This is a genomic window from Nitrospirota bacterium (genome assembly GCA_016178585.1).
In the GTDB taxonomy this organism is placed as follows: Bacteria; Nitrospirota; Nitrospiria; order JACQBW01; family JACQBW01; genus JACOTA01.
Genome location: JACOTA010000064.1, coordinates 30,638 through 57,014, shown reverse-complemented (window position 1 = coordinate 57,014; position 26,377 = coordinate 30,638). Strand labels below are relative to the sequence as shown.

General features: G+C 43.9%; 22 protein-coding genes and 1 tRNA gene. 11 read left to right on the top strand and 12 right to left on the bottom strand.

Features of this window, described 5'->3' with window-relative positions:
• Positions 1-150: 150 nt before the first annotated feature.
• Genes HYR79_10285 through HYR79_10270 form a run of 4 tightly spaced genes read right to left on the bottom strand, consistent with a single transcriptional unit; the run spans position 151 to position 8,559 of the window.
• Positions 151-1,440 (bottom strand): tetratricopeptide repeat protein, encoded by a 1,290-nt coding sequence (locus HYR79_10285; protein MBI1822083.1) that lies wholly within the window; start codon positions 1,438-1,440, stop codon positions 151-153.
• Between the two features lie 14 nt (positions 1,441-1,454).
• Complete coding sequence (gene bamA / locus HYR79_10280; GenBank protein ID MBI1822082.1) at positions 1,455-4,244, bottom strand: outer membrane protein assembly factor BamA; 2,790 nt, start codon at positions 4,242-4,244, stop codon at positions 1,455-1,457.
• An 11-nt stretch (positions 4,245-4,255) separates the two neighbouring features.
• Complete coding sequence (locus HYR79_10275; protein ID MBI1822081.1) at positions 4,256-8,155, bottom strand: translocation/assembly module TamB domain-containing protein; 3,900 nt, start codon at positions 8,153-8,155, stop codon at positions 4,256-4,258.
• 20 nt (positions 8,156-8,175) lie between these two features.
• The gene (locus tag HYR79_10270) at positions 8,176-8,559 is read right to left on the bottom strand and encodes a DUF1844 domain-containing protein (GenBank protein MBI1822080.1); all 384 of its coding nucleotides are present in this window, start codon (positions 8,557-8,559) and stop codon (positions 8,176-8,178) included.
• Between the two features lie 128 nt (positions 8,560-8,687).
• Between HYR79_10270 and HYR79_10265 the strand changes: the two genes are divergently transcribed.
• On the top strand, positions 8,688-9,002 hold the full coding sequence (locus HYR79_10265) for a (2Fe-2S) ferredoxin domain-containing protein (protein ID MBI1822079.1): 315 nt from the start codon (positions 8,688-8,690) through the stop codon (positions 9,000-9,002).
• A 47-nt stretch (positions 9,003-9,049) separates the two neighbouring features.
• A complete protein-coding gene (locus tag HYR79_10260) occupies positions 9,050-9,808 on the top strand; it encodes an alpha/beta fold hydrolase (GenBank protein MBI1822078.1) in 759 nt (252 codons plus the stop codon).
• On the opposite strand, the gene HYR79_10255 is transcribed toward HYR79_10260, so the two are convergent.
• Positions 9,785-10,786: a molybdopterin molybdotransferase MoeA gene (locus HYR79_10255; protein ID MBI1822077.1), complete on the bottom strand. Its 1,002-nt coding sequence runs from the start codon at positions 10,784-10,786 to the stop codon at positions 9,785-9,787. The genes HYR79_10260 and HYR79_10255 overlap by 24 nt on opposite strands.
• Positions 10,787-10,956: 170 nt before the next feature.
• On the opposite strand from HYR79_10255, the gene tldD reads away from it, so the two are divergent.
• The 3 genes from tldD (at position 10,957) to HYR79_10240 (ending at position 14,950) form a co-directional block, all read left to right on the top strand.
• Positions 10,957-12,405 (top strand): metalloprotease TldD, encoded by a 1,449-nt coding sequence (gene tldD / locus HYR79_10250; GenBank protein MBI1822076.1) that lies wholly within the window; start codon positions 10,957-10,959, stop codon positions 12,403-12,405.
• Positions 12,402-13,745 carry a TldD/PmbA family protein gene (locus HYR79_10245; GenBank protein ID MBI1822075.1) on the top strand — a complete coding sequence of 448 codons (1,344 nt, stop codon included), beginning with the start codon at positions 12,402-12,404 and terminating at the stop codon, positions 13,743-13,745. Before tldD ends, HYR79_10245 begins: the two co-directional genes overlap by 4 nt.
• Positions 13,746-13,870: 125 nt before the next feature.
• Entirely contained in the window at positions 13,871-14,950 is a 1,080-nt protein-coding gene (locus tag HYR79_10240) for a TIGR00730 family Rossman fold protein (protein MBI1822074.1), read from the top strand.
• Here HYR79_10240 and HYR79_10235 read toward each other — a convergent pair.
• A complete protein-coding gene (locus HYR79_10235; GenBank protein MBI1822073.1) occupies positions 14,947-15,774 on the bottom strand; it encodes a squalene/phytoene synthase family protein in 828 nt (275 codons plus the stop codon). The genes HYR79_10240 and HYR79_10235 overlap by 4 nt on opposite strands.
• Positions 15,764-16,465 carry an HAD family phosphatase gene (locus HYR79_10230; GenBank protein MBI1822072.1) on the bottom strand — a complete coding sequence of 234 codons (702 nt, stop codon included), beginning with the start codon at positions 16,463-16,465 and terminating at the stop codon, positions 15,764-15,766. Before HYR79_10230 ends, HYR79_10235 begins: the two co-directional genes overlap by 11 nt.
• A gap of 121 nt (positions 16,466-16,586) precedes the next feature.
• Between HYR79_10230 and HYR79_10225 the strand changes: the two genes are divergently transcribed.
• Both HYR79_10225 and HYR79_10220 read left to right on the top strand, forming a co-directional pair.
• Positions 16,587-17,420, top strand: a complete 834-nt coding sequence (locus HYR79_10225) for an FAD-dependent thymidylate synthase (GenBank protein ID MBI1822071.1) — start codon at positions 16,587-16,589, stop codon at positions 17,418-17,420.
• A gap of 9 nt (positions 17,421-17,429) precedes the next feature.
• Positions 17,430-17,912, top strand: a complete 483-nt coding sequence (locus tag HYR79_10220; GenBank protein ID MBI1822070.1) for a DUF1284 domain-containing protein — start codon at positions 17,430-17,432, stop codon at positions 17,910-17,912.
• Here HYR79_10220 and HYR79_10215 read toward each other — a convergent pair.
• From HYR79_10215 to HYR79_10205, 3 genes are all read right to left on the bottom strand, one after another.
• Positions 17,860-19,152, bottom strand: coding sequence for an MFS transporter (locus tag HYR79_10215; protein ID MBI1822069.1), 1,293 nt, complete (start codon positions 19,150-19,152; stop codon positions 17,860-17,862). The two genes, HYR79_10220 and HYR79_10215, sit on opposite strands and share 53 nt — an antisense overlap.
• 169 nt (positions 19,153-19,321) lie before the next feature.
• Complete coding sequence (locus HYR79_10210; GenBank protein ID MBI1822068.1) at positions 19,322-19,702, bottom strand: CBS domain-containing protein; 381 nt, start codon at positions 19,700-19,702, stop codon at positions 19,322-19,324.
• Positions 19,703-19,732: 30 nt separating this feature from the next.
• Positions 19,733-20,614: a hypothetical protein gene (locus HYR79_10205; GenBank protein ID MBI1822067.1), complete on the bottom strand. Its 882-nt coding sequence runs from the start codon at positions 20,612-20,614 to the stop codon at positions 19,733-19,735.
• A 40-nt stretch (positions 20,615-20,654) separates the two neighbouring features.
• On the opposite strand from HYR79_10205, the gene HYR79_10200 reads away from it, so the two are divergent.
• Positions 20,655-21,452 (top strand): DUF3108 domain-containing protein, encoded by a 798-nt coding sequence (locus HYR79_10200; protein MBI1822066.1) that lies wholly within the window; start codon positions 20,655-20,657, stop codon positions 21,450-21,452.
• A 2-nt stretch (positions 21,453-21,454) separates the two neighbouring features.
• Here the strand turns inward: HYR79_10200 and lptG are convergent, their stop codons facing one another.
• Both lptG and HYR79_10190 read right to left on the bottom strand, forming a co-directional pair.
• A complete protein-coding gene (gene lptG, locus HYR79_10195; GenBank protein ID MBI1822065.1) occupies positions 21,455-22,540 on the bottom strand; it encodes an LPS export ABC transporter permease LptG in 1,086 nt (361 codons plus the stop codon).
• Positions 22,527-23,741, bottom strand: a complete 1,215-nt coding sequence (locus HYR79_10190) for an LptF/LptG family permease (GenBank protein ID MBI1822064.1) — start codon at positions 23,739-23,741, stop codon at positions 22,527-22,529. Before HYR79_10190 ends, lptG begins: the two co-directional genes overlap by 14 nt.
• 131 nt (positions 23,742-23,872) lie before the next feature.
• Between HYR79_10190 and HYR79_10185 the strand changes: the two genes are divergently transcribed.
• The 3 genes from HYR79_10185 (at position 23,873) to HYR79_10175 (ending at position 26,355) form a co-directional block, all read left to right on the top strand.
• Positions 23,873-24,067, top strand: coding sequence for a hypothetical protein (locus HYR79_10185; protein ID MBI1822063.1), 195 nt, complete (start codon positions 23,873-23,875; stop codon positions 24,065-24,067).
• Positions 24,068-24,228: 161 nt separating this feature from the next.
• Positions 24,229-26,205, top strand: a complete 1,977-nt coding sequence (locus HYR79_10180; protein MBI1822062.1) for a tetratricopeptide repeat protein — start codon at positions 24,229-24,231, stop codon at positions 26,203-26,205.
• Between the two features lie 77 nt (positions 26,206-26,282).
• A tRNA-Gly gene (locus tag HYR79_10175) sits at positions 26,283-26,355 on the top strand.
• The last annotated feature ends 22 nt before the right edge of the window (positions 26,356-26,377 follow it).

Here is a 26,377-nt window from a genome sequence, read left to right as displayed (position 1 = left end):
ACAATCTGGTATGGAGTGGACCGTGCGGGGCGCCAATGCAATCATCGCCCTCCGGTGCGGCTATCTCTCCAACCAAATAGAGGAGTTCTGGGAACAACGCACAGCCTAGCTGAATTTCCCTACTTCTATGTCGCAGGCCCATGTTGATCACTATTTACCGGCCATAAAGGACTTTTCATAGTCATCATAGGAGATCAGAAAGCCCTCTTCAAAAACCGAAGCGAATTGGTCAAGTCCTCTATACCTTTCTAAAACGTCGCGAATGCGCTTGATACTGTAATGATCGATTAAGTTTTGAACGGCAATTCTGCTTTCCTGGTAGGCCAGCTCAGAGGTGTTTGCGTCCATATCCATAAAAGTTCCCTGCAGGCGGCGCAGAGGGATCAACCTTCCCTCCCGCCTCGCGGAATCTACGATTTGAAGGGCGTTATTCATAGAATGGTTTCCTTCAAAATACATTGCCAATCCCTCATTTAACCAGGTCGGAATAGGGGACGGCGTAAGTTGGAAAAGGACCGCGTGGGTGTACTCATGGTATAAGATTCTTCTAAGTCCTTCAGGGTCTTTGGCGGACCCCTGGACCGGAATCCGGATTTTTCCGTCGTATATCCCTCCCGCCCATGAGGGACTGTGAACCGTTTCCCGAAACAATTTATCGGAATAGAGAATAACGATCACCGGACGAAAAGATTTTTGATAAAAGATGGATCCAATGTCACGGTAGGCCGCTTCCAAAATTTCTGAAACCTTTTGAGCGATCTCTTTGTTTTCTTCTCCTTCAAATTTTATTGTAAAGTGAAAAGAAGCGGATTTTTCAAATTTAGACTCGGTATTTCGGTCCTGTTTAATTTTCGCCAATCGCTGTTGAAGTGATTTCTCATCAGGCTGAAGGGCAAGGGCTTTTTCCAGGGCCTCTATGGCCTTATCAGGGTTGTCATTTTTGTAGTAAATATCTCCCAGCAATTGATAGGCCAATATTTCTTTTGGATTTAGGCGAATGGCTTCCTCCAGTTCCTGGAGGGCCTTTTCCTCCTGTTCCGCTTTGTCATAGGCCCACCCGGCGCCGACATGAAACGTAGAAATATTCGGATTAATTTGAATGGCCGATTCAAAAGAGGCAATGGCTTCCTTTAATTGAAGTTTTTGTCCCTGAATTTTTCCGATTTCCATTTGGGAAAACGCCAGGTTATTCAAGAGCGTAGGGTCGTTTGGCGATAGTTCAAGCGCCGACTTGAACTGGTCTCTCGCCATTTCAAATTGTTTGGATTCAAAATAGCGCAACCCGGCCTGATTCAGCTTAACCACGGCTGGATTTGAATCCTGAATTCTCCGAACGGCTCCGGTCTGAATCTGCGAGCTTTGAAAGGTTTTCCCGGTCGTGAAATAAACCAAAAACAGAATAACCATTCCTGACAAACCGAAAAAAAATATTTTTCTCATTGGGGTCCTTATAATCAAAAAGCGTGGCCCAGAGTAAAATGAAATTCTGAAGCGCTTTCCCATTCCTCCCGGTTTAATTTATATCCGACGTCAAACCGAATAGGGCCTATAGGAGTATTATACCGCAAACCTGGTCCGACCGAAGACTTCAGCGGTGAGGACCAAATGGAATTATGATATCGCCAGACATTTCCGGAATCAAAAAAGAAGACAAGCCCCAGGTTTTTTGGAAGGTTGAACCGGAATTCCCAGTTGAAAACCAACATGGAGTTTCCTCCCGTCGGAGTGAAGACCAACGGGTTAATCATCGAAGGGTTAATCGTTTGTCCGAGGGTGCCCAGGGTATCTTCCGCGTACCCTCTTACTGTTGATCGTCCTCCCAATTTGAAACGTTCACTGATTGGGACATCTGGAGTTTCCCCAAAGTTATACGCGACTCCGCCGCGTGAAGAAATCCCCATAATCAGGTTAGGTGTCAGGGGAAAATACCAGCTTGACTGGAGGGTGAGCTTAACTTCCTGTATTTCGGAAGCCAAAAAATTCGCTGCCCAGCGGAACCAGATCGCGTTAAAAGATCCCGTTTTAGGGTTTAAAAAATCATCCCGTGTGTCTCTGAATAGTGATGGATTTAGACTTGCAATATTTACGCGGTCCTTGTCTTCCTGTGTTAACACGGCATTTATAGGAACATTGATAAAATGAAAAATGTCGTTTTGGTACTGGAGAGAAAATTTATAATAATCCCAAAACGATTTCTCGACCCCCACAGAGCCTCCGACGGTGGTTTGGGTGTAACTCGCGGGTAGTTTTTGTATCGATTCGTGATAAATTGAGGCCCTGGCATCCAGGGGAAAATCAAATATCCACGGTTCGGTATAATTGGCGGTCTCTTTATCCCCAATCTGGCTTACCTCTGCTCCCAGACTTGCCCTTCGGCCGGTTCCTCCGATATTTTTATGTGAAATTTCAGCAAAACCCTTAAATCGTTCGACATCGGCGTAACCCGCTCCAAACTCAAATGCGCCGGCGTCTCGTTCCTTTACATTGACTTCAACATCGCGAACGACCTGGTCTTCCTCTGCGTCTTTTGGGCGGATGTTCACAAATTGGAAATAACCGAGCTGGGAGATCTTTCTTTGACTTTTCAAAAGAAGTTCTTCCTGGTAAAGGTCCCCTGAATGGAAATACAACTCTCTCAAAATGACGCCCGTCCGGGTTCTTTCGTTTCCTGTTGCCAGGATTTTTCCGATCTTTATTTGATTTCCTTCATCAACCTTATATTTGACATCTACGCGGTCCGTGGTTTTGCTGAAGGCGGCTGTTGCCTCGATGTTGACGTCCGGATAACCAAGCTTATGGTAGTAAGAAGCAATAGCGATCTTATCTTCGAGAATCACGGCCTCGTTATAAGGACTATTTTCTCGGATCTGAATTTTTTTTAAAATATCCGGAAGAAAGGTTTGTGAGATTTCCTCCAGGGTCACGGATTGAACGAGGGTCTGGACCCCTTCCGAGATTTCAAATTCGAGAGCAACAGTGGCCTGGTCGGGGGAATAATGAAGGGATTTATTAATCTTGGCTGACAGAAAACCATGTGACCGGTAAACCTTGAGCAGAGATTCCAGGTCATTTTGAAGCGCGGGAAGCTGGAGATAGCGGGGAATCCAAAATCCTGTTTTTTGATGGCCAATGACATTTTTCAAAATGTCGTCTGATATTGAGGCGTTTCCTTTGAAAACCAGGCGGGTCAAAAGGACTGCCGGGCCTTCCGCAATATGGAAATAAACGTTGACGATTTTCCCGTTATTTTCTTCCCGGCGTTCAACCGTTATTTCAACAAAAGGGTACCCTTCATTTTGATAGAATTCCGAAAGCCGTTTTTTACTTTCTTCTATTGTCGCATCGTCGATGCTTTTTTCTTCGTCGATCAGGAGTTGCCGGACCAGCGTCGTCTTCAGATAGTGGCGGGGACCTTTGAAGGAAATAAACGTGAATATTCGGGGACCTGCTTCAACAGGTATTTCAATGGCGACTCTATCGTCGCCCTGCGTGTGAACGGCAAAGTCTCTGATTTTCACTTTTAAATACCTTGCCCTGTAATAAAAGGGTTTTAAATTTTCGATATCATTTTGAATCGTCTCTCTTGAGTAATAAAAACCGGGATGAATCCTCAAAACTTCCAGCAACCGTTCTTGATCGAAGCCGGGATTCCCGGAAAAATAGATATTTCCAATGGTACTTTGAATCCCTTCCTGGATCTTAATCTCGACCTGAAGCCGGCTGGGCTTCCCCATGGGGCGAGACCCAACGTCGATTTTTGCGTTGAAAAAACCTTCACGATGATAAAACCGGATTAACGTCTGTTCAAGGTCTTTCTCCCATCCCTGAACGAGCTCATCCTCAACCTTTAACCTGGAAACCTCTTCCAACCTTTCGCGGAAAAAATATTCGTTTCCTTTCCAAACGAAACCTCCAATTCTCAACTTATCCAATACGATTAGTTTTATCGAAATCCCGCTTGAACCCTTATCGGTGGCGACGATGACGTTAGAAAAAAGGCCCGTTTCGTAAAGCCGCTCCATGCTTTTTTTAACGACTTTTGTTGAAAAACGGCTTCCAACGGAAATGGGTAAATCTTTGATCAGGCGTTTATAGGATTCTCCCTGGGGGTTTTGAATGGAAATGCTTGTTACGATCGGAACCGACGAATCCGTTTCAAAACCGATAGCTTCCACCAGAGGGTAAAAAAGAAGGAGGATCACGAAAAAAATCAGGCATGGGCGTTTAAAAGGGAGCAGGTTCATAGGTCCGATTATTATTTAAATTCAAAACGAAACTTTAAATTGCCTCCGGCGTTTCCTTCTTCGTTTCTAATTCCCTGTAAAAAAATATGGCGGTTAATTAAATATTCCATCTTGATAATTTGATCCTGTGAGGGGTTAATGGTATACGAATAGGTCAATAGAAGCTTTTCTCCCAATAAACGTTGTTCTACGGTGACTCGAGGCCCGCCGGTTGACCGTATTCCGGAAGGCAAGGGTTCAATAAATAACCTGTTGACTCCCGTGAGATCCTCCAATAACCCTTCCAGGGGAGATTCGATCACTAAAGGGACGAACTGGCCGCCGATTTGCTGCTGAGAAAAAGGATCCGTTGCAACCTCTGTCGCCGTTCGACCCGCAAGAATGAGAGACAGGATATCCGTTTCCGTGAGACCCGGGTCGTCTGCGGTAAGCGTTGGCTTAATCTTATCCAAACCCCCGGCAAAACTTAAATCAATTTGATAAGATTTGTTGTCTTTCCCGGTAACCTGGGTCCGGGCTTTTAAATCAATGAGGGGTTTGATGGCTTCGGGATCGATAAAATCGACCGCGATGGAATTGACGCTAAAAGTTCGATTATAAAAGAGAATCGAACCGGAGTCAGCCTCCATTCTTCCAATTAATACGGGATGGTCTACAGTTCCCTTTACGGTTAAATCCACCGTGAAAGGAAGCCGGGCAAGGTTATTATTGATTCTTAAATCGTCATCCCCGGTAAGCCGGACGTTTAATCGTGTTTTTCCTATTAAAGGCGTCGGCTCTGTTTTTTCTTCCAGTTCGGACAATTTAGTCAATAACGATCTAACGTCAATTTTTTTGTTATAGACCCCGTGATTCAGCGTCAATTCTCCTTGAAGAGCCTGAGTGGAAAGGTCTCCCTGGTAAAAGAGACTTCCTGAAACAGTGGATGTCCAACCCGGAAAAAGCGAAAAACGACTCTCTTTGGCCTCCAATATCAATCCGAAATGTGCGACTTTAAAGCGATCGAGATCAATTTTTCCGGTCCCGTGAAGCGCTCCTTCTCCAAACCCGGCATCCAATGATTCAAGAAAAACCTGACGTTCATTAAAGAAAAGGGCCATTGAAGAAATACGGATAGCCTGAGAAACGGCCGTGGTTCGAATTTGACCATCCTGAATGGTTAGACCACCCTGTAGTTTTGGATCATTCCAACGATCATAAATATTAAGGGCCAGATAGGCCTTTCCTTTTCCGTAAGTAATCTCCTTCCTTAGCGCTTTTAATAACGACAGATCGGCTTCCCCCGTTATAAAAAGCCGATATTGCCTGAAGAGATCTAATCCGCCGGCAATGGACAGGGTCGTTCCCTCGCCTTTTAATCGGCATGAATCTATGTTGAGTTTTCCATCGGAAAGGGTAAAAACGATCTCTTCCTGATTGATAATCTCATAACCCGATAAATCGGCTTTTAATTGGGTCAAATGGGCTGAAAGGTTTAAACTTTTGGGATCGTTCAAGGGCCCCTCAATCCCGATTTTTCCTGAAACGGAGCCCGTAAAAGATTGGGCCTGAAAATTGGATTCGGCGTTAAAGGCGTTGAACCAGGAACCCAAAGGGATTTTTTCTCCCTGAATTTCAAGTTTTGAAACAAAAGGAGTCGTGATGCCGATAGACCCGTCGACGATCATGGGATATTCATTAAATGTGAGATGTGTTTTAAGTTCTTTATCCGCCAGGGTGAGGGCGATTAATCCTGGTTTTATTTTTTGATTTTTATAAGATAAATCCGCCAGGGCGCCCGCCAGTATCAGGTCCGGATGTTCAAATGTTCCACTGCCGTGGATGTTTCCGTTGAAGGAGCCTTGAACTTCAGGAAGAGTTTGATTTAAAACGGTTAAATCCGTGAAACGAAAATTTTCAGATTTTAATTCCCCTTCGTATTCTCCGTTGAAGAATATTTTTCCCTTTCCGGTGACGGAGGAGTTTCCATGAACTAACGATGTTTTGTTGAAGGAAACGCCGGACCCGGTAATTTCAATTTCAACGTGCCCTTGATCAAAACCTTGATCGTAAATGAATCCGTTCGCCACGTCCAAATTTCCTTTTACGCTGAATGTTTGATGGTCTCCGCTGATGACGACCGGTCCCGTGGCTTGAGTATAGAGAGGAATGTTGTCAATAAAAATACGAATGATGTCGTCAGGAATTCCGGGCGAGGCGAAGGCATTGATTTGATAATTAAATTCATCCAGGGACTTCCAGTGAATGTTGCCTTCTCCGGAATATTCTCCTTTGCCTTTATTTATTTTTACCTGGGTAAACTCGAGCCGGTGATCGGAATATTTTAAATGAGCCGACCCTGTTCCCAATGAATGATTGTCAAAAAACACATTGGAAGCGGTTCCTTTGCCTTCGAATACGGGAGAGGTGAATGTTCCCCGGGCTTCTCCGGTAAAGTCAACCGCGCCCGACCACTGAGGATACCCCAACCAGGAAATGACTTCTCCGCCGTTTTCCGATCTTAAGTTTAGAAAAGTTGAAAATGTTCCCCCCTGCTGTACGGCGCCGTTTCCGTTAATCAAAGAGGAGCCGATTTGCAAAGAGGAATGGCTAAAAAAAAAGGCAGAAGAGCGCAACTCATAATCAGTCTCTGCGAGGACGAGGGCGTTCATTGCGCTTTCCCATAACGGGGTTTTGGAGTTTAAAACCCTTTGGGGCGTTCCCGTCAGACGAAAGTGTCCGGAACCACTGAGCTGGTGCATATCCATATTGATTAATTTCAAGGTTCCCGAGGCGTCAAGCGTTTTTCCGTCTGAATAAATTTTGTAGCGGGGAAAAAACAATAAGACTGGCTGGGATAAAGAGACATTATGCAAACGATAGTCGGTTTCCAAAAGGCTGGAGGAGTCATTAAACCGGAACTTGATTTTTCCGTCAATTTTCCCCCCAAAGAACTTTGAATTAAAATCGTCGAAAAAAATCAACCCGGGCTCAAAAGAAAAGCGGCTCTTAAGTTCCCCAAACTTGTGGACCCCTTTATCTTTTTCAAAAGCGAGATGAGACAGGATCAGGCTGCCCTTAATCTGTTTTTCCCCGTCGTAGTTTCCTTCAATCAATCCATGGCCGGTTAAAGTATCAAAACCGGCAAGCAAAGCTCTTGTGCCGAAATGGAAATCGGAATCGACTTTAAATGGGTATGTTTTTTGGTTAGGCGGAAAACTGACGATTCCCTTTAGGGTGACGGCTGTTTCTTTGGCCGAGACAGCGAATCTTTTGATTTCTAAATGCTGCGGGGTTATGGATAATCTCCAATCCGCACTGGCGAAAGTCTCGACATCTTTTCTGCCCGACTGATACGAGATTTTTTTAGCTGATCCGGAAATCTGAAAAAAGGTCATGGTTGGGTCTGTGTCGGTTTTAAACTCGATATGTTTCATGGAAACATGATTATTTTTCAGATCTTGATCAATATCAAGAGATCCATTGATAAGAGTGATTTTCTGAATAATGACAGGGGATTTCTGGTTTGGCGCTCTGGAACGGACAAACGCCGTTTTAAGAAAATCGAAATTCGTTTTTCCTTCATGATTCCAGATCAGATGGATTTCCGGATCCTGGAAATGGATTTTATTAATGAGAAGAAATTCGGTGAGAAGGGACCATGGACTAAAAGAAAGGATAATTTGTTTCGATTTTAATACCCGGGGAGCATCCTTCGACTCTTCCAATTCGAAATCATCCAGGATCAGAAAGGCGGGAAATAGAGTTAGACGGACCTTGTCGACCGCTACTGACGCATGGAGTTCTTGTTCTATTTTTTTAACCACAAATCTTTTTAAAGGCTCGGAAAATAACCCGCCTCGAAAAAGAAGATTGATGATTAGAAGAGAAAGTATAATTAAAGAGAAAATAAAAATGATTCTTTTCCGCAATCATGACTCCAGACACAACTCTACCTGTTTTTTAGTTCAATAAACTTCATCCGGAGTGTATAAAGAAGATTTGACAGGAGACTATTTTCTTCTTTGGTCAGATTTCCTTTTGTTTTTTCCTCTAAAAGGGATAAGAGGTCGATGATTTCTTTCGCATGAGGGAGATTCAGTTCTGCTTTCCCCTGGTCAGGGAGAGCGTTTTCCCCTAAATGGACAAGGGCGGAAGTTCCCAGTGAAAGGAGAAAACCGGAAAAGTTGAGGGCGACCCCTTCTGTTTTCGGCTGAGAAGTATTTTTATTTTCTTGCGGTTGAGAAGGCGCCTTTTCTTTTGGGGGTTCTGCGACAGGCTCGTCTAATTTAATTCTTTTATCTGAGACCGTAAATCCTTGATTTTCTTCACTCATTTTGAAAACCCTTCACTTGTGAAAGTCTTATTTGAATGAAAAATAAATTATCATATTTAGGTTAACGATTGCAACTTTAACGGGGCATCTGTTAATATTTTATAAATTCAGGTCTATCCCAAAAAAACATGCCGAAGTACCAATATCATATTTTTAGCTGTACTAACGAAAGACCGGTCGACGACCCCAAAGGATCCTGTGCCGCAAAAAGGGCAAAGGAACTTCAGGAAATTTTCAAAAAAGAGATTCACAACCGTGGATTAAAGAAAACAGTCCGGGCAAACAAAGCGGGGTGCCTTGACATGTGTGCGCGAGGCCCCGTGGTGGTCATTTACCCCGAGGGGGTGTGGTACTCGATTCAAAATGAAATCGATGTTATTGAAATTATTGATAAACATATTGAAAAAGGGGAGGTGGTAAAACGTCTTCTGATTCAGGAATAGAAGAGGGGAAAGCCCTTTTTCAAAAAACACTCCATCAATATCTCCAAATGCAGGGAGCGGATTCCAGGAGAGCTCCCTTTCTTTTTTCCTATCCTCATAGAACTTCCATCGGCCTTTTACTGATTCATGGCTTAACCGCCTCACCCTGGGAAGTGGTTGAAATCGGCAGGCGAGCCTATGAGAAGGGGTTCAACGTGTATGGTGTCCGATTAGCAGGCCATGGGACCACCCTGGAGGATCTCGACCAGAAGGTGTTTCAAGATTGGATTCAATCCGGACTGGAAGGAATCAACCTGATTCAGCATTTCGCCGATAAAATCGTGGTTTGCGGTCTGTCGTTGGGCGGGCTTACCGCCCTTTATCTCGCTGAAGGTAAAAAATGCGACGCGGTTATTTCACTTTCAGCTCCCCTTTACCTTAAAACTTCCCTCAAACTCTTCATTTCTATTTTCAAATATTTCAGGAAATACCAGTTCCGTCCGTTGCGCCCTGAGCTTGAGGATTTCTATTATCCAAAGCATTCTTTTCATGCGTTGCAGGAGATGATTAAGTTGGGAAGAGATGTTGAGGCTAACCTTTACAAAATCAGTCAGCCCATTTTGGTGATGCAGTCTAAAATGGATGTTAGAGTAGACCCAAAAAGCGGTTTCACGATTGAGCAGAGGGTTCAATCAAAAATTAAGGAAATCGTTACTTATGAAAAAGGGGATCAGGTTCCCCATGTGATGACGACTCTTGAAAACCCTTTAATTGAAAAGGTCTTTGAAAAGATGATGACATTTCTATTCCGGATTTCTTCCGAGTAAGCGGTAAATAGCCGCTTTTCCAAAGAAAAGAAAGCCTCTCATCGCTTCTGGAGGATGTCCGGCAACGCAAACTATTGGGGTTTTACCGACGACTCCGTTCACCATCGGTTTCCCGGACCGCATCGGAACGCCGTTTACGAGTGTTCCAGGTTTTCCCAGGGCATTAATTATCTCAGCGACAAAATCTCTACCCCCGACAGCAGTGCCGCCGGAAATTAAAATCATGTCGCTGGTTTTTAACGCTTTTTGAAGCTCTTTTTTAAAAGAGTTAAAGTCATCTTTAACAATCCCCTTAAAAAGAGGGATGCCGCCGGCTTCTTCAACCGCCGCGGAAAGGGCGTAGGAATTGGAGTCCCAGATAAAACCCGGGCTGAATTTCTTAGTCGGGGAAATCACCTCGTTGCCGGAGGAAAAGATTGAGACTTTTGGCTTGCAGGAGACCTGCGCCTTGAGAATCCCCATTGAAGCCAAAAGACCGATATCGGCCGGGTTCAGGAGTTTACCCTTTTTTAGAAGAAAGCTCCCTTTTCTCAGGTCGCATCCCTGGGTTTCAATATTCTCAGCTGGTTTGAAGGCCCGTTTAATATAAAATTTGTTATTTCTTGGTTCATAGTCAAAAGGACGAATAACCGCATAATCTCCTGGAGGAATATAGCTTCCCGTCGTGACGGAAAGACCCGTTCCAACCGGGATGGCCTTTATTTTTGAAAAACCGAGCGGGATTTCCCCTTTGGGGACGATTCCGATGGGGTTATTGGTAGCCGCCGATTCTGTGTCTTGAATATTGACGACATAGCCTTCCATAATGGATCTGGAATAGGGAGGCGAGTCCATAGGAGCTTTAATATCTTTGGCCAAAACCCTGTGAAGCGCCATTGACAAAGGGATGATTTCTTTTTTAAGGTTTCCTTCCGGGATTTCAGGTAAAAACTTCGCTAATGCCGTTTGAATGGGGTCATCCGTTTGGGAATTCATCATGTTACTCCTTGTTTTTGTTAGTAAAACAAGAAAGTGAAAAATTGTCAATAAAAATTAAAGAATTTCCCTGTTTTTCGTGATAAATCTTATTTTCTTGACGTTGAACCCTCTAGCCGTTACGATTAAATTTTAATTAAACCTATTTCATTGAAATTAATCTTGGGGAAAATATGGCAAACGAATTTATGAGTCCAGACCATTTTTTTGTTGAAAAGTTTGGTTTAGAATCCTCTCAACTTGAAAAGACGATGAGTCGTGCGCTTGGGAATAAGGTCGATTATATGGACCTTTATTTTGAATACCGGACGAACGATTCCATTTCACTTGAAGAGGGGATTATTAAGAAAGCCAATAAAAACATCAGTCAGGGGGTCGGGGTTCGGGCGACTGCCGAGGAAAAAACCGGATTTGCGTATTCTGACGAGATTTCCCTTAAGAATATTGAAATCGCCGCCGATACGGCAAAATATATTACCTCTTCGCCGGCTTTGATTAAAAGAACCGGGATTGCGGGAAAAGAGCCTGTTAAAAAAGATCTTTATCCGGTTCATACGCCGATCAGCGAGGTTCCGTTTAAAGATAAGGTTGAGATTTTGCAAAAAATGGATCGAATTGCCCGGGCCTATGATCCGAGAATTAAAAAAGTCATGCTTTCGTTTTCAAGTGAACATAAGATAATTTATGTGGTCACTTCCGATGGGATAGCGGTAGGGGATGTTCAGCCTTTATCCCGTTTAAATATTACCTGCATCGCGGAAGATGGCGGCGAACGTCAAATCGGAACTTATGGAGGCGGCGGCCGGAACGAATTTTCGTTTTTTCTTGATCATCATCTCTTTGAGTTTTATGCCAAAGAGGCGGCACGCCAGGCAGTCCTCAACCTTTCAGCGGTTTCCGCACCCGCGGGCATAATGGACGTTGTTTTAGGCCCCGGATGGCCGGGGATTCTCCTCCATGAGGCGATCGGTCATGGCCTGGAAGGGGATTTTAACCGGAAAAAAACGTCTGCTTTTTCGGACAGAATCGGTCAAAAAGTCGCTTCTTCGTTATGCACCATTGTCGATGATGGAACAATCAAAGGGAGAAGAGGGTCGCTCAATATAGACGATGAGGGAACGGAAACCCGGAAAACCGTCCTGATCGAAAATGGCATTTTAAAAGGATATCTCCAGGACAAGCTAAATGCCCGGTTGATGAATATGGCCCCCACCGGGAACGGCAGGCGAGAAAGTTATGCGCATATCCCGATGCCGAGAATGACGAATACCTATATGTTGCCGGGCAAAGATAAAAAAGAAGATATTATTTCGAGCGTTAAGAGAGGGTTGTATGCGGTATCTTTCGGGGGCGGTCAGGTGGACATTACAAACGGGAAATTCGTTTTTTCGGCCAGCGAGGCTTATTTAATTGAAGATGGAAAAGTGACGAGGCCGGTTAAAGGGGCGACGTTAATTGGAAATGGGCCTGATGTTTTGACCCGTGTGTCCATGGTGGGAGACGATCTACAGCTGGATCCCGGCGTAGGGACCTGCGGGAAAGATGGACAGTCGGTCCCGGTCGGGGTAGGGCTTCCAACCATTAAAATTGAAGGGATGACCGTAGGAGGGTCTGCAGTATGATCGATCCGGAAATCGGCAGAAATCTTTTAGCTAAAGCCAAAAAAAAAGGTGCGACAGAAGGGGATGTGATCATTGTCGAGAGTCATTCCTTTTCGGTTCAGGTCCGAATGGGAAAGCTCGACAAGATCAGTCAAGCCAATGGAAAGAAATTGGGATTACGACTTTTTTTTGGAAAGCGGACTTCTATTTCGGCGACGTCTGATCTGAGCCGTCAATCGCTCGAAACTTTGTTAAATAACACCTGTGAAATGGCTCAGGCTACGGAGGAAGACGCTTTTTCGGGGCTCCCCCAGCCTGAAGAATTGGCCAGGAATTATCCTGACCTTAATCTGGACGACGTCAGCGCCGAAAAAATGTCCGTTGATCAAAAAATTGAAATGGCCAAAGAGATGGAACAGGCCGCTTTGTCGTTTGATCCCAAAATCACCAATTCTGAAGGCGCAGACCTCAGCCATTACCGGAGTCATATCTGGTATATGAATAGCCATGGGTTTAACGGTGATTTTCCGGCGGCAGGTTCTTCGATTTCCGTTTCTCCGATTGCCGGGCTACAAGGTGACATGCAGCGGGACTCCTGGTATTCTACCCATCGAAAATTCAGCCGGTTAGCCAGGCCTTCTGAAGTCGGGATTAAGGCGGCCCAACGGACGGTGCGAAGGCTGGGGGCCCGGAAAATAAAGACCTGTGCGGTCCCGGTGGTTTTTGATCCCGAAATGGCCGGGAGCCTTTTAGGAAATCTGTTTTCAGCCGTTTCCGGGAGCGCCCTCTATCGCGGAGCTTCTTTCCTGGTTGAGAAATTAAATGCCCGGGTGGCTTCTTCCCTGGTCACCGTGATCGATGACGGGACGCTTCCCGAAGGTTTAGGGTCCAAGCCGTTTGATGGGGAAGGATTGCCGGTTCGCCGGAAATTCGTCGTCGAAAACGGGATTTTAAGGAATTATCTTTTAGATACCTATTCCGCAAAAAAGTTAAAAATGAAATCAACCGGAAATGCCTCCCGATCGATCGGCGATGCGCCCTCTGTCGGCCCCGGCAATTTCTTTATGAAAGAAGGAAATGACACACCCGAAGAAATTATAGGGTCCGTAAAATCAGGGCTTTATTTAACCGAAATGATTGGTTTTGGGGTGAATATGATCACCGGGGATTTTTCGCGAGGCGCGGCAGGGTACTGGATTGAGAATGGGGAACTCGCTTATCCCGTTGAAGAGATTACCATTGCCGGGAACTTAAAAGAAATGTTTTTGAATATTGAAATGGTTGGAAAGGATCTCGAATTTAACGGATCGATTGTCGCGCCGACTCTAAAAATTTCAAAAATGACCATTGCCGGGAATTAACAAAGTCCTTCTTTTCCGCCTTCGGCTTACCCGAAATTGACGATTCTAACTTTCTCGGTCATACTTTAATTGAATTGAAAAAGTGAACGATTTAATCTTGAGGTTTTTTCTTGGAAACGCAACCCATGAATGCAGCGAATAAAGAAAACAGGAAAAATTCTAAAAATTCCGGATTCAAAACCAGCAAATTCCAAAATAATAAAAACCTGGAAGAGCTGGCATTAAATTTATCGAAAGTTTCCAAAGAATTTGAAAACGCCGACATGGTCCAGCAGATATTGACGACCTTGACTAAACTTGTCGAAATGAATGCCGACCGTCTGGATATGAAAATCCTCAGCACGACCCTTAAGGAATTAAGGTATGCTTTCAAGATTTTTGCTCCCTATCGGAAAATTAAAAAGGTCAGTATTTTTGGTTCCGCTCGAACGGGTGAGGATGATCCCGATTATCATATGGCTTTTAAAATCGGGGAGTCGCTGGCTAAAAACGAATTTATGGTTATTACGGGCGCCGGGGAGGGAATTATGAAGGCGGCGCAGGGGGGGGCTGGCGCCGAAAAAGGCTTTGGCGTAAACATCATGCTTCCTTTCGAACAATCCGCAAACCTGTTTATTGAAAAAGACCCTAAATTGGTCACGTTCAAATACTTTTTTACCCGAAAATTGATTTTTATCAAAGAAACCAACGGTGTGGTTCTTTTTCCAGGAGGATTTGGAACCCACGATGAAGGGTTCGAAACATTGACGCTATTGCAAACCGGGAAATGTGACCCCTTGCCCGTGGTTTTTGTCGAAAATCCGGAAAGACCTTATTGGACGAAATGGAAGGAGTTTATCGACGCCTGTTTATTAAAAAGAGGTCTTATTTCACGTGATGACCTCGATCTGTTTAAAATTGTAACCACCGTTGAAGCGGCGGTGGAGGAAATCACTCACTTTTATGCGAATTATCATTCCATGCAGTTTGTGCGTGAAAAACTGATCATTCGTTTAAAACATGGTGTGGATGAGAGACTTTTAAATCATTTAAACATGGCGTTTAAAGAAATTTTGGTCGCTGGAAAATTTGAACAGGCCAAGGCGTTGCCGGAAGAGGAAACCCCTTATCCTGAACTGAACCACCTCGAAAGAATTTCCTTCCAATTCAACCGAAGAAATTACGGCCGTTTGCGGCAATTGATCAACTTCTTAAACCAGAATTAGAGGAATCGACTTTTGACCCAAACCCCGCCCGCAATCAAAAGTTTATTAAGTGTTGACAGCGCTATGGTTTTTTGGTCAAGTCTTAAAATGTTTTTTTCAATTTCTAAAAGAAGTCGATAATAAGTCTTCGTCATGACCTCAATCATATTTTTACCCACATTTTCACATCCCTGTAAATTCATTTCGGCCTTTTGATAATAAATTTTCGTCCGGTCGATTTCAAACTGGATTAACTTAACATAGGCGTCTGTTTTTAAATGGTCTTTAAGGTCATTTTCAGAATAAGAAAACCGGTCCAGGTCTTCTTTCGGCAGGTATAATCGTCCTTTTTCAAGGTCTCCAAAAATATCCCTGAGAATGTTTGTCATCTGGAAAGCGATTCCCAGATTCACGGCGCACTCCCTTGCATCAACAGACCTGTCCTGGAAAATTTCCATACAAACGAGTCCAACGGCAGAGGCTACCCGGTAACAGTAAAGTTTAAGCTCTTCAAAAGTACCGACGGAAAAGGGATGAATATCCATTTCCATTCCCTTGAGAATTTCATCAAAATAAAGAGGCGTTAAATGATAGAGTTTGAAAAAAGGTTGGAGTTTCGCTGTTAACGGGTGAGAGGGTTTCCCATCAAAGCATTTTTTCAATTCGGCCCGCCAGGTTTGAATTTTTTTTATTTTTCCAGCGATCGTTTCGGCTGAAGGATCAGCGGGAGAGGAGGGTAAATCAATTTCATCGTCAATCTGTCTGCAAAAAGAATAAAAACTGAAGAGGGCTTCTTTTTCTTCAGGGCGGAGAAAAAAGAAAGAATAATAAAAATTACTTTTCAAAGTAAGGGCGTATTTTCTTGAAATCGATTTCACTGAGTGAATCGACAATCATATCGGCTTCGATTAACTCATTTTTTTGATAACTATTCGTCACGGCAAGACAGACCATTCCTGCCCGGTGGGCTCCTTCAATTCCACCGATTGAATCTTCAATCACCAGAACTTCAGAAGGTTTTATAGGGGAATTTTTTTGATAAAAGGCATTCAGGCCCCGCAAGGCATTTAAATAACATTCCGGATGAGGTTTCCCGTGAAAGGTTCTTTCAGCGGCGATGATCACCGGGAAAAACTCCTCAAGGCCGGCACGTTTAAGGATAAACTCGATTTCAGCGTTTAAGGCGCCTGAAGCAATGGCTAAAGGAAAAAGGCCGGCTGTTTTTCTGATAAAATCAGGCGCATCCGGGAATAACACTTCACGGGTTGAGATGACCTCATTATAATAAATGGTTTTCCGATGAATCAGTTTCGAGAGGCTGTCCGGCGTAAAGGTTTTATTGTGCCTTCGAAGTCCTGTTTCAAAGGCGTCGTGATCATTTAAGTGGAGGTAAAAATGATTGTATTCGTCTCTGGAAATGAGGACTCGTTCCTCCGCCATGACTTTTGCGAAAAGCTCGAAATGAATAGGCTCATCATCGGCGATGATACCGTTAAAATCAAAAATGACCGCTTTTAACATAGATCGTTTAACCATAACATAAGATGTATTCTGTCTGTCAATAGCGAAACGTTTTATCACCCGGGTTGTGATCTCAAAATGAATATGGTATAAAATCCTGTCAACACCTGATTCTTTTCACAAAAGGCTTAACTTTATGGCGCATAGTATTGTCCCTGCCGCAGAGGCGATTTTAGACAAGGAGTTTACCGTTCTTAACAAAGGATTTGTCCGGCTGGTTGATTACATGGGCGGTGATGAACGGATTGTCCAGTCGGCCCGCGTTTCTTATGGCAGCGGAACTAAAACTGTTCGCGAAGATAAAGGCTTGATTAACTATCTGATGAAAAACCTTCACACTTCGCCGTTTGAGCAGGTCAGTCTGACCTTTCATGCCAAGATGCCGATTTTTGTCGCTCGCCAATGGATTCGTCACCGTACCGCGCGTCTAAATGAAATTTCCGGGCGGTACAGCGTGATGCCGGACGAATTTTATCTTCCGGCTCCAGAAGACATCCGGTATCAGAGTCAAAATAATAAACAGGGACGAGGCGAGGAAGTCTCTCCGGAATTACAGGCCAAAGTCATTGAAATTCTTAAAAAGGACCAAATTTCGGTTTACGCCAATTACGAAGCCATGATTAAGGATGATGTTGCCAGGGAACTTGCCCGGATTAATCTTCCTTTGAGCCTTTTCACCCAATGGTATTGGCAGATTGACCTCCATAATTTGTTTCATTTCTTACGTTTGCGCATGGATGATCACGCCCAAAAAGAGATTCGCGTTTATGGCGAGGTGATGGCCATGATGGCCAAAGCCGTTGCACCGATGGCCTATGAAGCTTTTGAAGAGCATATTCTCCACGGAACTCGTCTTTCCAGAACTGAAACCGCTGCGGTTCGGGAAATTCTGGCCGGTCGTGAGAATCCGTTGAAAGGAAAAGAACTGGAGGAATTTAAGCGGAAAATTCTTTCCCGGGAAGGAAGGTAAAGTGCTGTCATGAAGGTTGCGTTTCAATCCCGGTTTAAAATGGATCCTGTCCCCATTCGCGGGCATACCCTTCTCTGCCTGCAGGGTTTTCGCGGAGAAGGATATGATCCGATGTTTACCGCCCATATGTCTGCGATTCATCGACGTTTGACCCAGGATCCACACATTCTTGTTCAAGTCATGACGTCTCCGGATACTTTTTGTCATTCTTGTCCTAATCTTTCCGCTGAAAATAGTTGCAGGCTTCACGGAGACGGAACGGAAGTCACTATGGTTGAGCAGGATAAAGAAGTGATGCGGCGTTTAGGTTTGAAAAGCGGGGATATTCTGTCCTGGGAAACAATCTTGAAAAAAATTTCAGCAACGGTCAGGCCTGAAATGCTAAATGAAATTTGCGGGGAATGTCCCTGGTTGCCCCTGAATTACTGTAAGGAAGGCCTTATTTTTCGGGAAGAGGCTTCCCTTTCGTCTCCGGCGCAAACGGAAGAATGACCATTCCTAAAAGATAGACGATTCCGATTAAACTGACGGCTTTCCCTGGTTCAAAAAGAGTTCCTAAATAACCTTTTACAAAGGGCCCCGCTGAGGCCAGAGTCCTTCCAATATTGAAACAGAATCCGACCCCCGTGGCCCGAACTGAAGTGGGATAAAGCTCCGGAAGATAAATTGGAAAGCCGCTAAAAATTCCATTGTTAAAAAAACCTAACACGGGAAGAAGCCATAACATCACGGTGTAATCTCGCGGAGTCAAAAATGTGACGGGGAGCATAATAAAACTGCCCAGGCACATGAGAAAAAACGTAAGGCGGCGGCCGATGCGATCTGCAATTGGACCGAAGGCCAAATACCCGGCCAATGCCCCGCCGTTCAGGCTCATCACGGCAAAGCTAACATACCGGTTTACCATTTCCGAATCGAGGTTTTTTGGGGCCAACAGTTGGCGAATCAGTGTCGGGGTCCAGTTTGTGGCTCCCCAAAGGCCAAAGACGGCCACAAACGCCAGGATTGATCCAATCACCGTCTGTCTTCTCAAATCTCGGTTAAATAACCTTTTGAGGCTAAAAGTTAAAAGTTCCCGGTCTTTCTCCGAAGGGTGAATGGAGGGATTTTTTTTTAAAAGTTTGTCGCGGTGTACTTTAATCTTTACCCATGCTTCCGGTTCCTTAACGAAGAAACGGATTAAGAGGGTAACCAGGGCCGGTAGAATTCCGATGAGGAACAAAATCCTCCACCCGGAGGCTCCGAAAAAGAGATTGGCCAGCGCGGCGAGGAAAAAACCAACCGCCCAGGCTGATTGTAAAATTCCCGCAGCTTTAGCCCTTTTATCCTGGGGCCAGATTTCTGCCACAAGCGAGGCCCCGGCGGCCCATTCGCCTCCGATTCCCAGGGCCGTTAAAAAACGGTAAATCATTAACTGCCACCAGGAGTGCGATAGGGCGGCCATTCCAGTAAAAACAGAATAAATGAGAATCGTCAGGATCATGGTTTTGGTCCGGCCGATGTAATCAGCCAGGGTGCCAAATAAAATCCCGCCCAGGGCCCACCCCATCAGGAAAACCGAAAAGATAATTCCTCCATACCATTCGATTCCTTGCGTCGAAGCCCCGACACCCAGCAATTCGTGAAGCGCCGGATGGAGGACCATGGCGTAGAGGGTAGAGTCCATCGAATCAAAGACCCAGCCCAACCAGGCGACAGTTAAGACCAGCCATTGATAGCCTGTTACTCCCATCCACCAGCGTTCTGTTTTCAAATGCCTCTATTCAGGGACCCGTGCGGGTTCACTTCGTGAACTCCTCCGATGCCCCCGAACCCCGCGTTTTGCTCGGTCTAACTACGACCATTCCCAAGTCCGTCACTGGCAGAGCCAGGTGCTTTACTATTTAAAATGAAAGTAGGGTTTAGAAAGCGTTTTTGAAATAGATCAGTAAATCCCTGACTGAAAGCATTCCGATTATCTTTCCATGTTCGGTGACGGCCAAATGTCGAATTCCTCGTTCGCTCATCATATCATTTGCGTCCTTGGCGGATTTTTTGATATCGATTGATATGACAGGTGAACTCATAATGGAATCTACGCGGGTTTTATACGGTTCGACCGATTCCGCTAAACCTTTTCGCACTAAATCAGTTTCGCTGACGATTCCGATACACTCATGCCCCTGTTCAACCAATAAGGAGCCAATTTTATAATTTTTCATAAGCTGGGCGGCTTCGTAAATCGTGGTTTTTGAATCGACTTTTTTTACTTCTTTTGTCATCAGAATCGATAGCGGAAGCATGGGATTTCCCTCGGCTGTTTAAATGAGTTTTTATTTTAGTCCATCTGAGGCTGAAGAGTCAATTGTCGGTAACGGTGGGTCTGGTTGTCTCTGTTGAAGGTGAAAAACCAGTTGCAGGCCAAGAATCCACATATTGCTTTCAGGTTGCCGCACGAGTCTTGGGCCGTGTCCAATCCAATTAACGGCTTCCCTCTGTGATTCTGAAAAACGGTAAGAATCGTAGTCAATGACGATTTCAAAAAGAGGATTAAAACGGAAACCGCAATTCGCGTAAAGACTCAATTGTCTTCCGGGGTGCAGAGGAGGGTTTTGATCAAAACCTATATCGGTCAAATGGGCGTTCTCAAAAGTATAGAGGGGATATTTCCCTCCTATGGTGAACCAGATGCCCTCTTCTCCTTTTTGTGAAAGACGGGGACCCAATTTGACATAAACGATGTCGTAATCTTCAACCTGACCCTGGATGTTTCTGTTCCAATGATCCCATCCCAGGCCGGTGATGACGTCAAGCGATAGGGAGTTGTTTAGAGAAGACCGGAGGTTAAGATGCCCTTCGTTTTGAAAGCCTGAATAACTCGTGGTCGTCGTGACGGGAACTCCGGTCTCTAAGGTCTGACCGTCGTATTTAACCGCTCCTAAATAAAGTTTTCCTTCATAGCCAAAAAAAACGCGATCTTTCCGGTCTTGCGTCCAATCCAATCTAACGGCGTAACGGAAACCACTTTCTTCCAGGAACTGTTTCCCGTCGGCATCCAATTCCCGCCAGTCAAAATATTCCGGACCCATTCCTGCTGAAACAGATCCCCACGCAGGGCTTAGAAAGAATAAGAGTTGAAAAATGATTAGAACAAGAAGATGCATGGGTTTGTTTATACCATTAAAGTTAAACAAGGCAAAGGCTTTTCTTGACAAAATCTGATTCCCTGACTATTATCCCAAAAGGGGAGCCTGAATGTTAAGAAAAACCAACCTAACAGCGATTTTATCGTTCTTAAGCCTTTTTGTCTTCTTAAACCACATTTCGCAATATCCCGCCTTTTCTTCCATTAATCCAAATGAAAAAAAGGACACCCGCGCTATTCAATCCGGAGAAAGATTGGAGTTTTCAATTAACTGGATGGGAATCAATGCCGGAAAAGCGATTCTAGAAGTGGGTAAGACGATAGAGGTTGGTTCGAGTAAAGCTTTTCATATTACGTCGACGGCTACGTCAAACAATTTTATTTCGCGCTTTTTTCCTGTTGAAGATCGGATCGAGACTTTTATGGATGTTGACAATCTCGTTCCCTTGAAATTTAAAGCCCATCAAAGAGAAGGAAGGCGGACGAAAGATCGGGAAGTCATTTATGATCAAGTCAATCATAAGGTTTCACAGGTAGAAGAAGGAAAAGAAGAGACCTTTGATATTGCTCCCGGCGCCCAGGATGCTTTGTCTGCTCTTTATTTTTTCAGGACGCTTGCATTCCCACTGCCCGGAGAATCCGCTTTTATTAAAGTCTATGAAGGGGGGAAAAACTGGGACCTGGAAATCAAAGTTTTAGAAAAAGAAACCATCGATACGCCGATAGGGAGTTTTAACACGATTAAAACCATTATCATGGCCCGGTTTGAAGGGGTTTTTTTAAATAAGGGCGATATCACGGTTTGGTTTACCGATGATCACCGCCATGTTCCGGTTCAAATGAAAAGTAAAGTGGTTATCGGTTCGGTTACTGCGTTGCTGGTCTCGAAAGAAGACGAGGTCGAATAGGTTCACTGTCGAATGGTTACGAAAAGATAGCCTCCAATGGCCAAAAACAACAGGTTGGCGAGCCAGGCAGAGAGGAGCGGCGGGAGAATCCCGCTATGGCCTAAAGAGGTGCTGAGGGCATAGATAATCCAATAACTGAACCCTATGGCCAGGCTGATTCCGATTCCTTTGGATATGCCGGCCGATCTTTTATCATTTTTTAATCCAAACGGAATGGCAATCAAGGCCATTAGGATATTTACAAACGGAAAAGCCACTCTCCCATATAAATCGACCCAATAGCGAGTGGCGACATATCCTTCAGAAGTCAGCTTCTTAACATAATTTTTGAGTTCATCGTACTTCAGCCGGTCTTGTTGTATTTCAATCTGTTTAAAATCTGCAGGCGTCTTATCAAGATAAAATTTTTCTTTATCAAACGTACCCGTCGTGATTTGCCCGTCTCCTGAAAATTTTCTCTTAATTCCCGACAGGAGGTACCAATCAGACCCCTCATAGACAAGTTCTTTAGCGTCAATCTCTTCAATCAATGAAAAATTGTTTGAAAGTTTATAAATCCCTATTCCTAAAATTTTACTTTTTTCGGGATCAATTAACTGAACGTTGAATAAAATATGGTTTTTTGTTCTAAACCATATTTTATTTTGTCGAAAATACGAAGTTTCACTTCCCTTTTCAATGTAGATCGATCTGACAAACTCTGCTTGTTTTATTCCTGAGGGAATCATGCTGGTATTGGCGTACAACAAAAAAAATGCCAGAACAAATACCGCCGCCAAAATGGGTATAGCGGTTTTAAAAGGGCTGATCCCAGCGCTTTTTAGAGCTGTGATCTCGTTATTTTTTGTAAATGTGCCAAAGGTAATCAGGGTTGAAATGAGGATGGCAATCGGGCTGATGTCATAAAATATCTTCGGGAGCTGATATAAAAAGTATTCAAAGATGACAAAAAGGTCAGGCTTGTATCGCAAAAAAACTCTGACCTTTTCAAAAAAATCGATGAGGAGATAAATGAAAAGCAGGGTAAATGAAGCAAGAGTAAATACTTTTAAAAATTCTTTTAAAATATAACGGTTAAGCAGCGTCATGCGATTTTTTTGAGCGCCATAATACCTGACGGTCGGTTTTAATGAGTAGAGGGATTGAACATAGAAGCAAAGCCCCATTTGGCAAAAAAGCCGATAAGAAAGGAGAGACCCAATTTTGGGCCAGAAAATAATCTCCTATCACGGTGAGAAAATAATAAAGAACGACAATGCCGATTCCAATTGCGAATCCGCCTAACTGTCCGGCTGACCTCCGCGTGTAGGTTCCCAGGGGAGGCCCCAGGATGCCAAAGAGGATTGTCGTAAAAGGGAGAGCATAGGTTTTGTAATACTCCTGCAGTTTTTGAAGATCTTCCAGATCGGCCTTGTTATTTCCGGTTCTGGCAATTTTTTCTCTCAAGGCCTGTAACCCGAGACGTTCTTTTATGCCGACATCGGGTTTCTTGATATAGGCCGATAAATCGATTTTAAGATCGTACTTCGAAAAGACAATCTGTTGAAAAACCCGTTCATTCTTTCCTTTTTTATAAATATTCCCATTGACCAATTGAAATCCGACCGTATTGGTCGCTTGGTCAGTTACGAAGGTTCCTTCCTGGGCCAGAATCAGGCTGGGGTCATCAGGATTACGTAAATCAGAAATGAAGATTCCCTTTAGATCTGAATAAGTGGGCATTTCTTCAACATAAATCATCATTTTATCGAAAAGGTCATTAAATATCCCTTCTTCCAATGCGACATTTAGCCTTTTTTTCAACACTTCAAAAGAGACTTCCTTCAACGAATTTCCTCCCCAGGGTTTAGCCAGCGTGGAAAGGAGCAGCGTTAAAAGGCCGACGGCGACCGAGAAAAAAAAAACCGGACGAATCATCCTGTAAAAATTCATTCCGGCTGACCGAAGAGAAATCAGCTCATTATCAGACGACAATCGGCTCATAACGGTTATTGAGGAGATGAGAACGGCAATCGGAAGCGTAATGACCAAAAGGGAAGGAACCGCGAAAATAAAAATTTTGATGAGGCTGAATAAATCAGCCCCTTTGTTTAGCGAAAGTTCAATAAATTCCATTAATTGTTGAATAAACAACATCCCGGTGAGAATGGAGAGACTAATCAGGAACGGTGGAATAATTTCTTTAATCAGGTAACGGTCGATGATCGCCATAGCGGTCAAAATATAATGGATTTTCAAAGCATTGTAAACAGTTTCCTTGCGAAAAGCCTTGACAATTTTATTTTTCATATGATACAAGCTATCTTTCGTTCAATTGAGGATTTTGAATTCTTACTTTTTAGCTGAATCTCAAATTCTATTTATTAATCTAATGGAACAAAAAGCCATTTTTAAACTCGGAATGAAAGGGGGTGAAACGAATGAAAAAAGGTCTTTCCGGTATGCTTTTGCTTGCAGGTTTATTTGCTTTTATTTTGGGGGGCTGTTATGAAAAACAGTCAGAAGCTCCAAAAGCAACTGCTCCCGAGGCCGTGACTCCTGCTCCAACAGAGTCTTCGCCCACATCAGCTCCGGCTGCATCTGCTCCCACATCAGCTCCAACCGCTGCAAAATAAGGTTTCCATTTCTCTTTTTATAAAGCCCCGTTTTTAACGGGGCTTTATCTTTTTCACTCCGAATTCCCCTTTCTTGACGAACCCTGGACGATATGATACTTTTTAAAAAAGCTTTAAATTTCCACCAGTTCGTTAGATAGTGAGATGGATCGAGGAAAAGCGTGGCTTTAGAAAAAACCGTTATTATTCAAAATGCACAAAAATTCACGATCAAGGGCCAAATCGATAAAGCCATCGATGAATGGCAAAAACTCATTAAAGAAACCCCTAATGATGGAAATATTTATAATATCATAGGCGATCTTTATCTAAAAAAGAATAACAATTCAGAGGCCATCGCCGCATACCTTAAAGCCGCCAGTGCTTTTGATAAAGCTGGTTTTTCTTTAAAAACCATTGCTGTCTACAAAAAAATAATCAAAATTAATCCAGAAAACTATGACATTTATATCAAGCTCGCCGATTTGGACGCGGAAAGAGGCCTCATCGGAAACGCAATTGAAGAATACTTAAAAGTCATTAAACACAATTCTCAAAGCGGGTTTAATAAAGATTCGATTCCAATATACAAAAAAATCGTCAACCTCGATTCAAATAATGTTGCGATGCGAACCAAGCTCGCAGACCTTTGTGTAAAGGAAGGACAAAAAGCGGACGCCGTTGAACAACATATTAAAATTGCCATCATTTACAAAACGGAAAAAAAGACTCTCGAAGCGGAAGAAACCCTTCGAAGGGCGCTTTCCTTAGACCCCGGGCATTCTCAAGCTTCCAGGTTATTGGAGGATCTTAAAACGTTGTCTGTTACCGAGCCAAACGCTTCGACGACCCCTTCTGAAAACTTTCCTTCAATAGCCGGGTATCAGGAGTTTACGATAACTTCGAATCGTCCGGTTGAAGAAAAGGCCGAGCCTGCGGCGGAAGCCGAAGTAATAAGCCCTTCGAATAATCTTACCGTTGAAGAAAAACCCATCGAGACACAGGATGAAAAACAAATCGATATTCCAACTTTAATGGGTGAAGCAGAGGGCTATGTCAATTACCGCTTATGGAATAAGGCGGAAGAAATTCTCCGCCAAATTATCCTGGTTGATCCAGGCCATGTAGAAGCTCAAAATCTTTTACAAACCATTCGACAGTCAAAAGAAGGCGTGGACATGATTCCTGTCGTAAATGATCCGTCATTTTCTGAGCTGTCCCCGGCTGAGGAGCCTGAGCTATTGTCAAAAGAAACGACGTCTCCATCTTCTTTATTTTCCCTGGACGATGGGAAAATTGAGGAAAAACTGGCAGAAGGAGAGTTTTACAGCCAGCAGGGGCTTTTGGGTGAAGCCAGAATTATTTACGAGACCATTTTGCGATTTTCTCCAGATAACACGCTTGCAAAGATAAAGCTGAAAAAGGTTTTGATCGATTTAAATGAAACGGAAAATACAGCCATTTTAGATCCCGTGCAGGAAATTTCTGAGGCGGTTTCATTGGAACTTCCCGCCGAACCAGCGGACGTACAACCTGAAGAAATTACGGATAGGCCTCCACCGGCTCCAAAAAATCCTTCCCCGGCTTCCTTTGTGCCAGGAAAAGTTAAACTCAAGACGACTGTTCTCGATAAAACCGAAAAAACCGACTTTGTAAATTTATTGGGAGAACTGGAGGAGGATTTCGAGGATGATCTTCACCAGGCTCCGGAGGCGGAAATCCAGGATGATGATTTTAGCAAGGTCATAAAAGAGTTTCAACGGGGCATTCAGAAAAATATCGGAGAAAAAGATTTTGAAACTCATTTTAATTTGGGGATCGCGTATAAGGAAATGGGCTTAAGAACAGAAGCCATCGGGGAGTTCCAAATTTCGGTCAAGGGAGCGGCAAGGACGGTAGATTCCGCGGTCATGCTTGCGCAATGCTACGTCGAGGAAGGCCTGACCAAGCTGGCGGTAGAGCAAATTCTTCAGGCTATCCAGATCAAAGAGCTCAATTCCGACCAAATTCATAGTTTGAAGTACGAGCTGGCAAATCTATATGAATTACAGGAAACTTTTCAGGAAGCCATCGATGTTTTGAGTGATATTTATAAAGAAAATGTCCATTATCGCGATGTTGCGAAGAAAATTACTCTTCTACGCAAAAAAAACAATTGAAAAGCTTGATTCAGTAGTTGTATTTCATTATAATCCACTTACAAATATTTTTGTCCTGCTTAGGATTAAGTGAGTCTGCGGGTGTAGCTCAGCTGGTAGAGTACAAGCTTCCCAAGCTTGGTGTCGCGGGTTCAAATCCCGTCACCCGCTTTTATCGGAAATTTTCCACTTT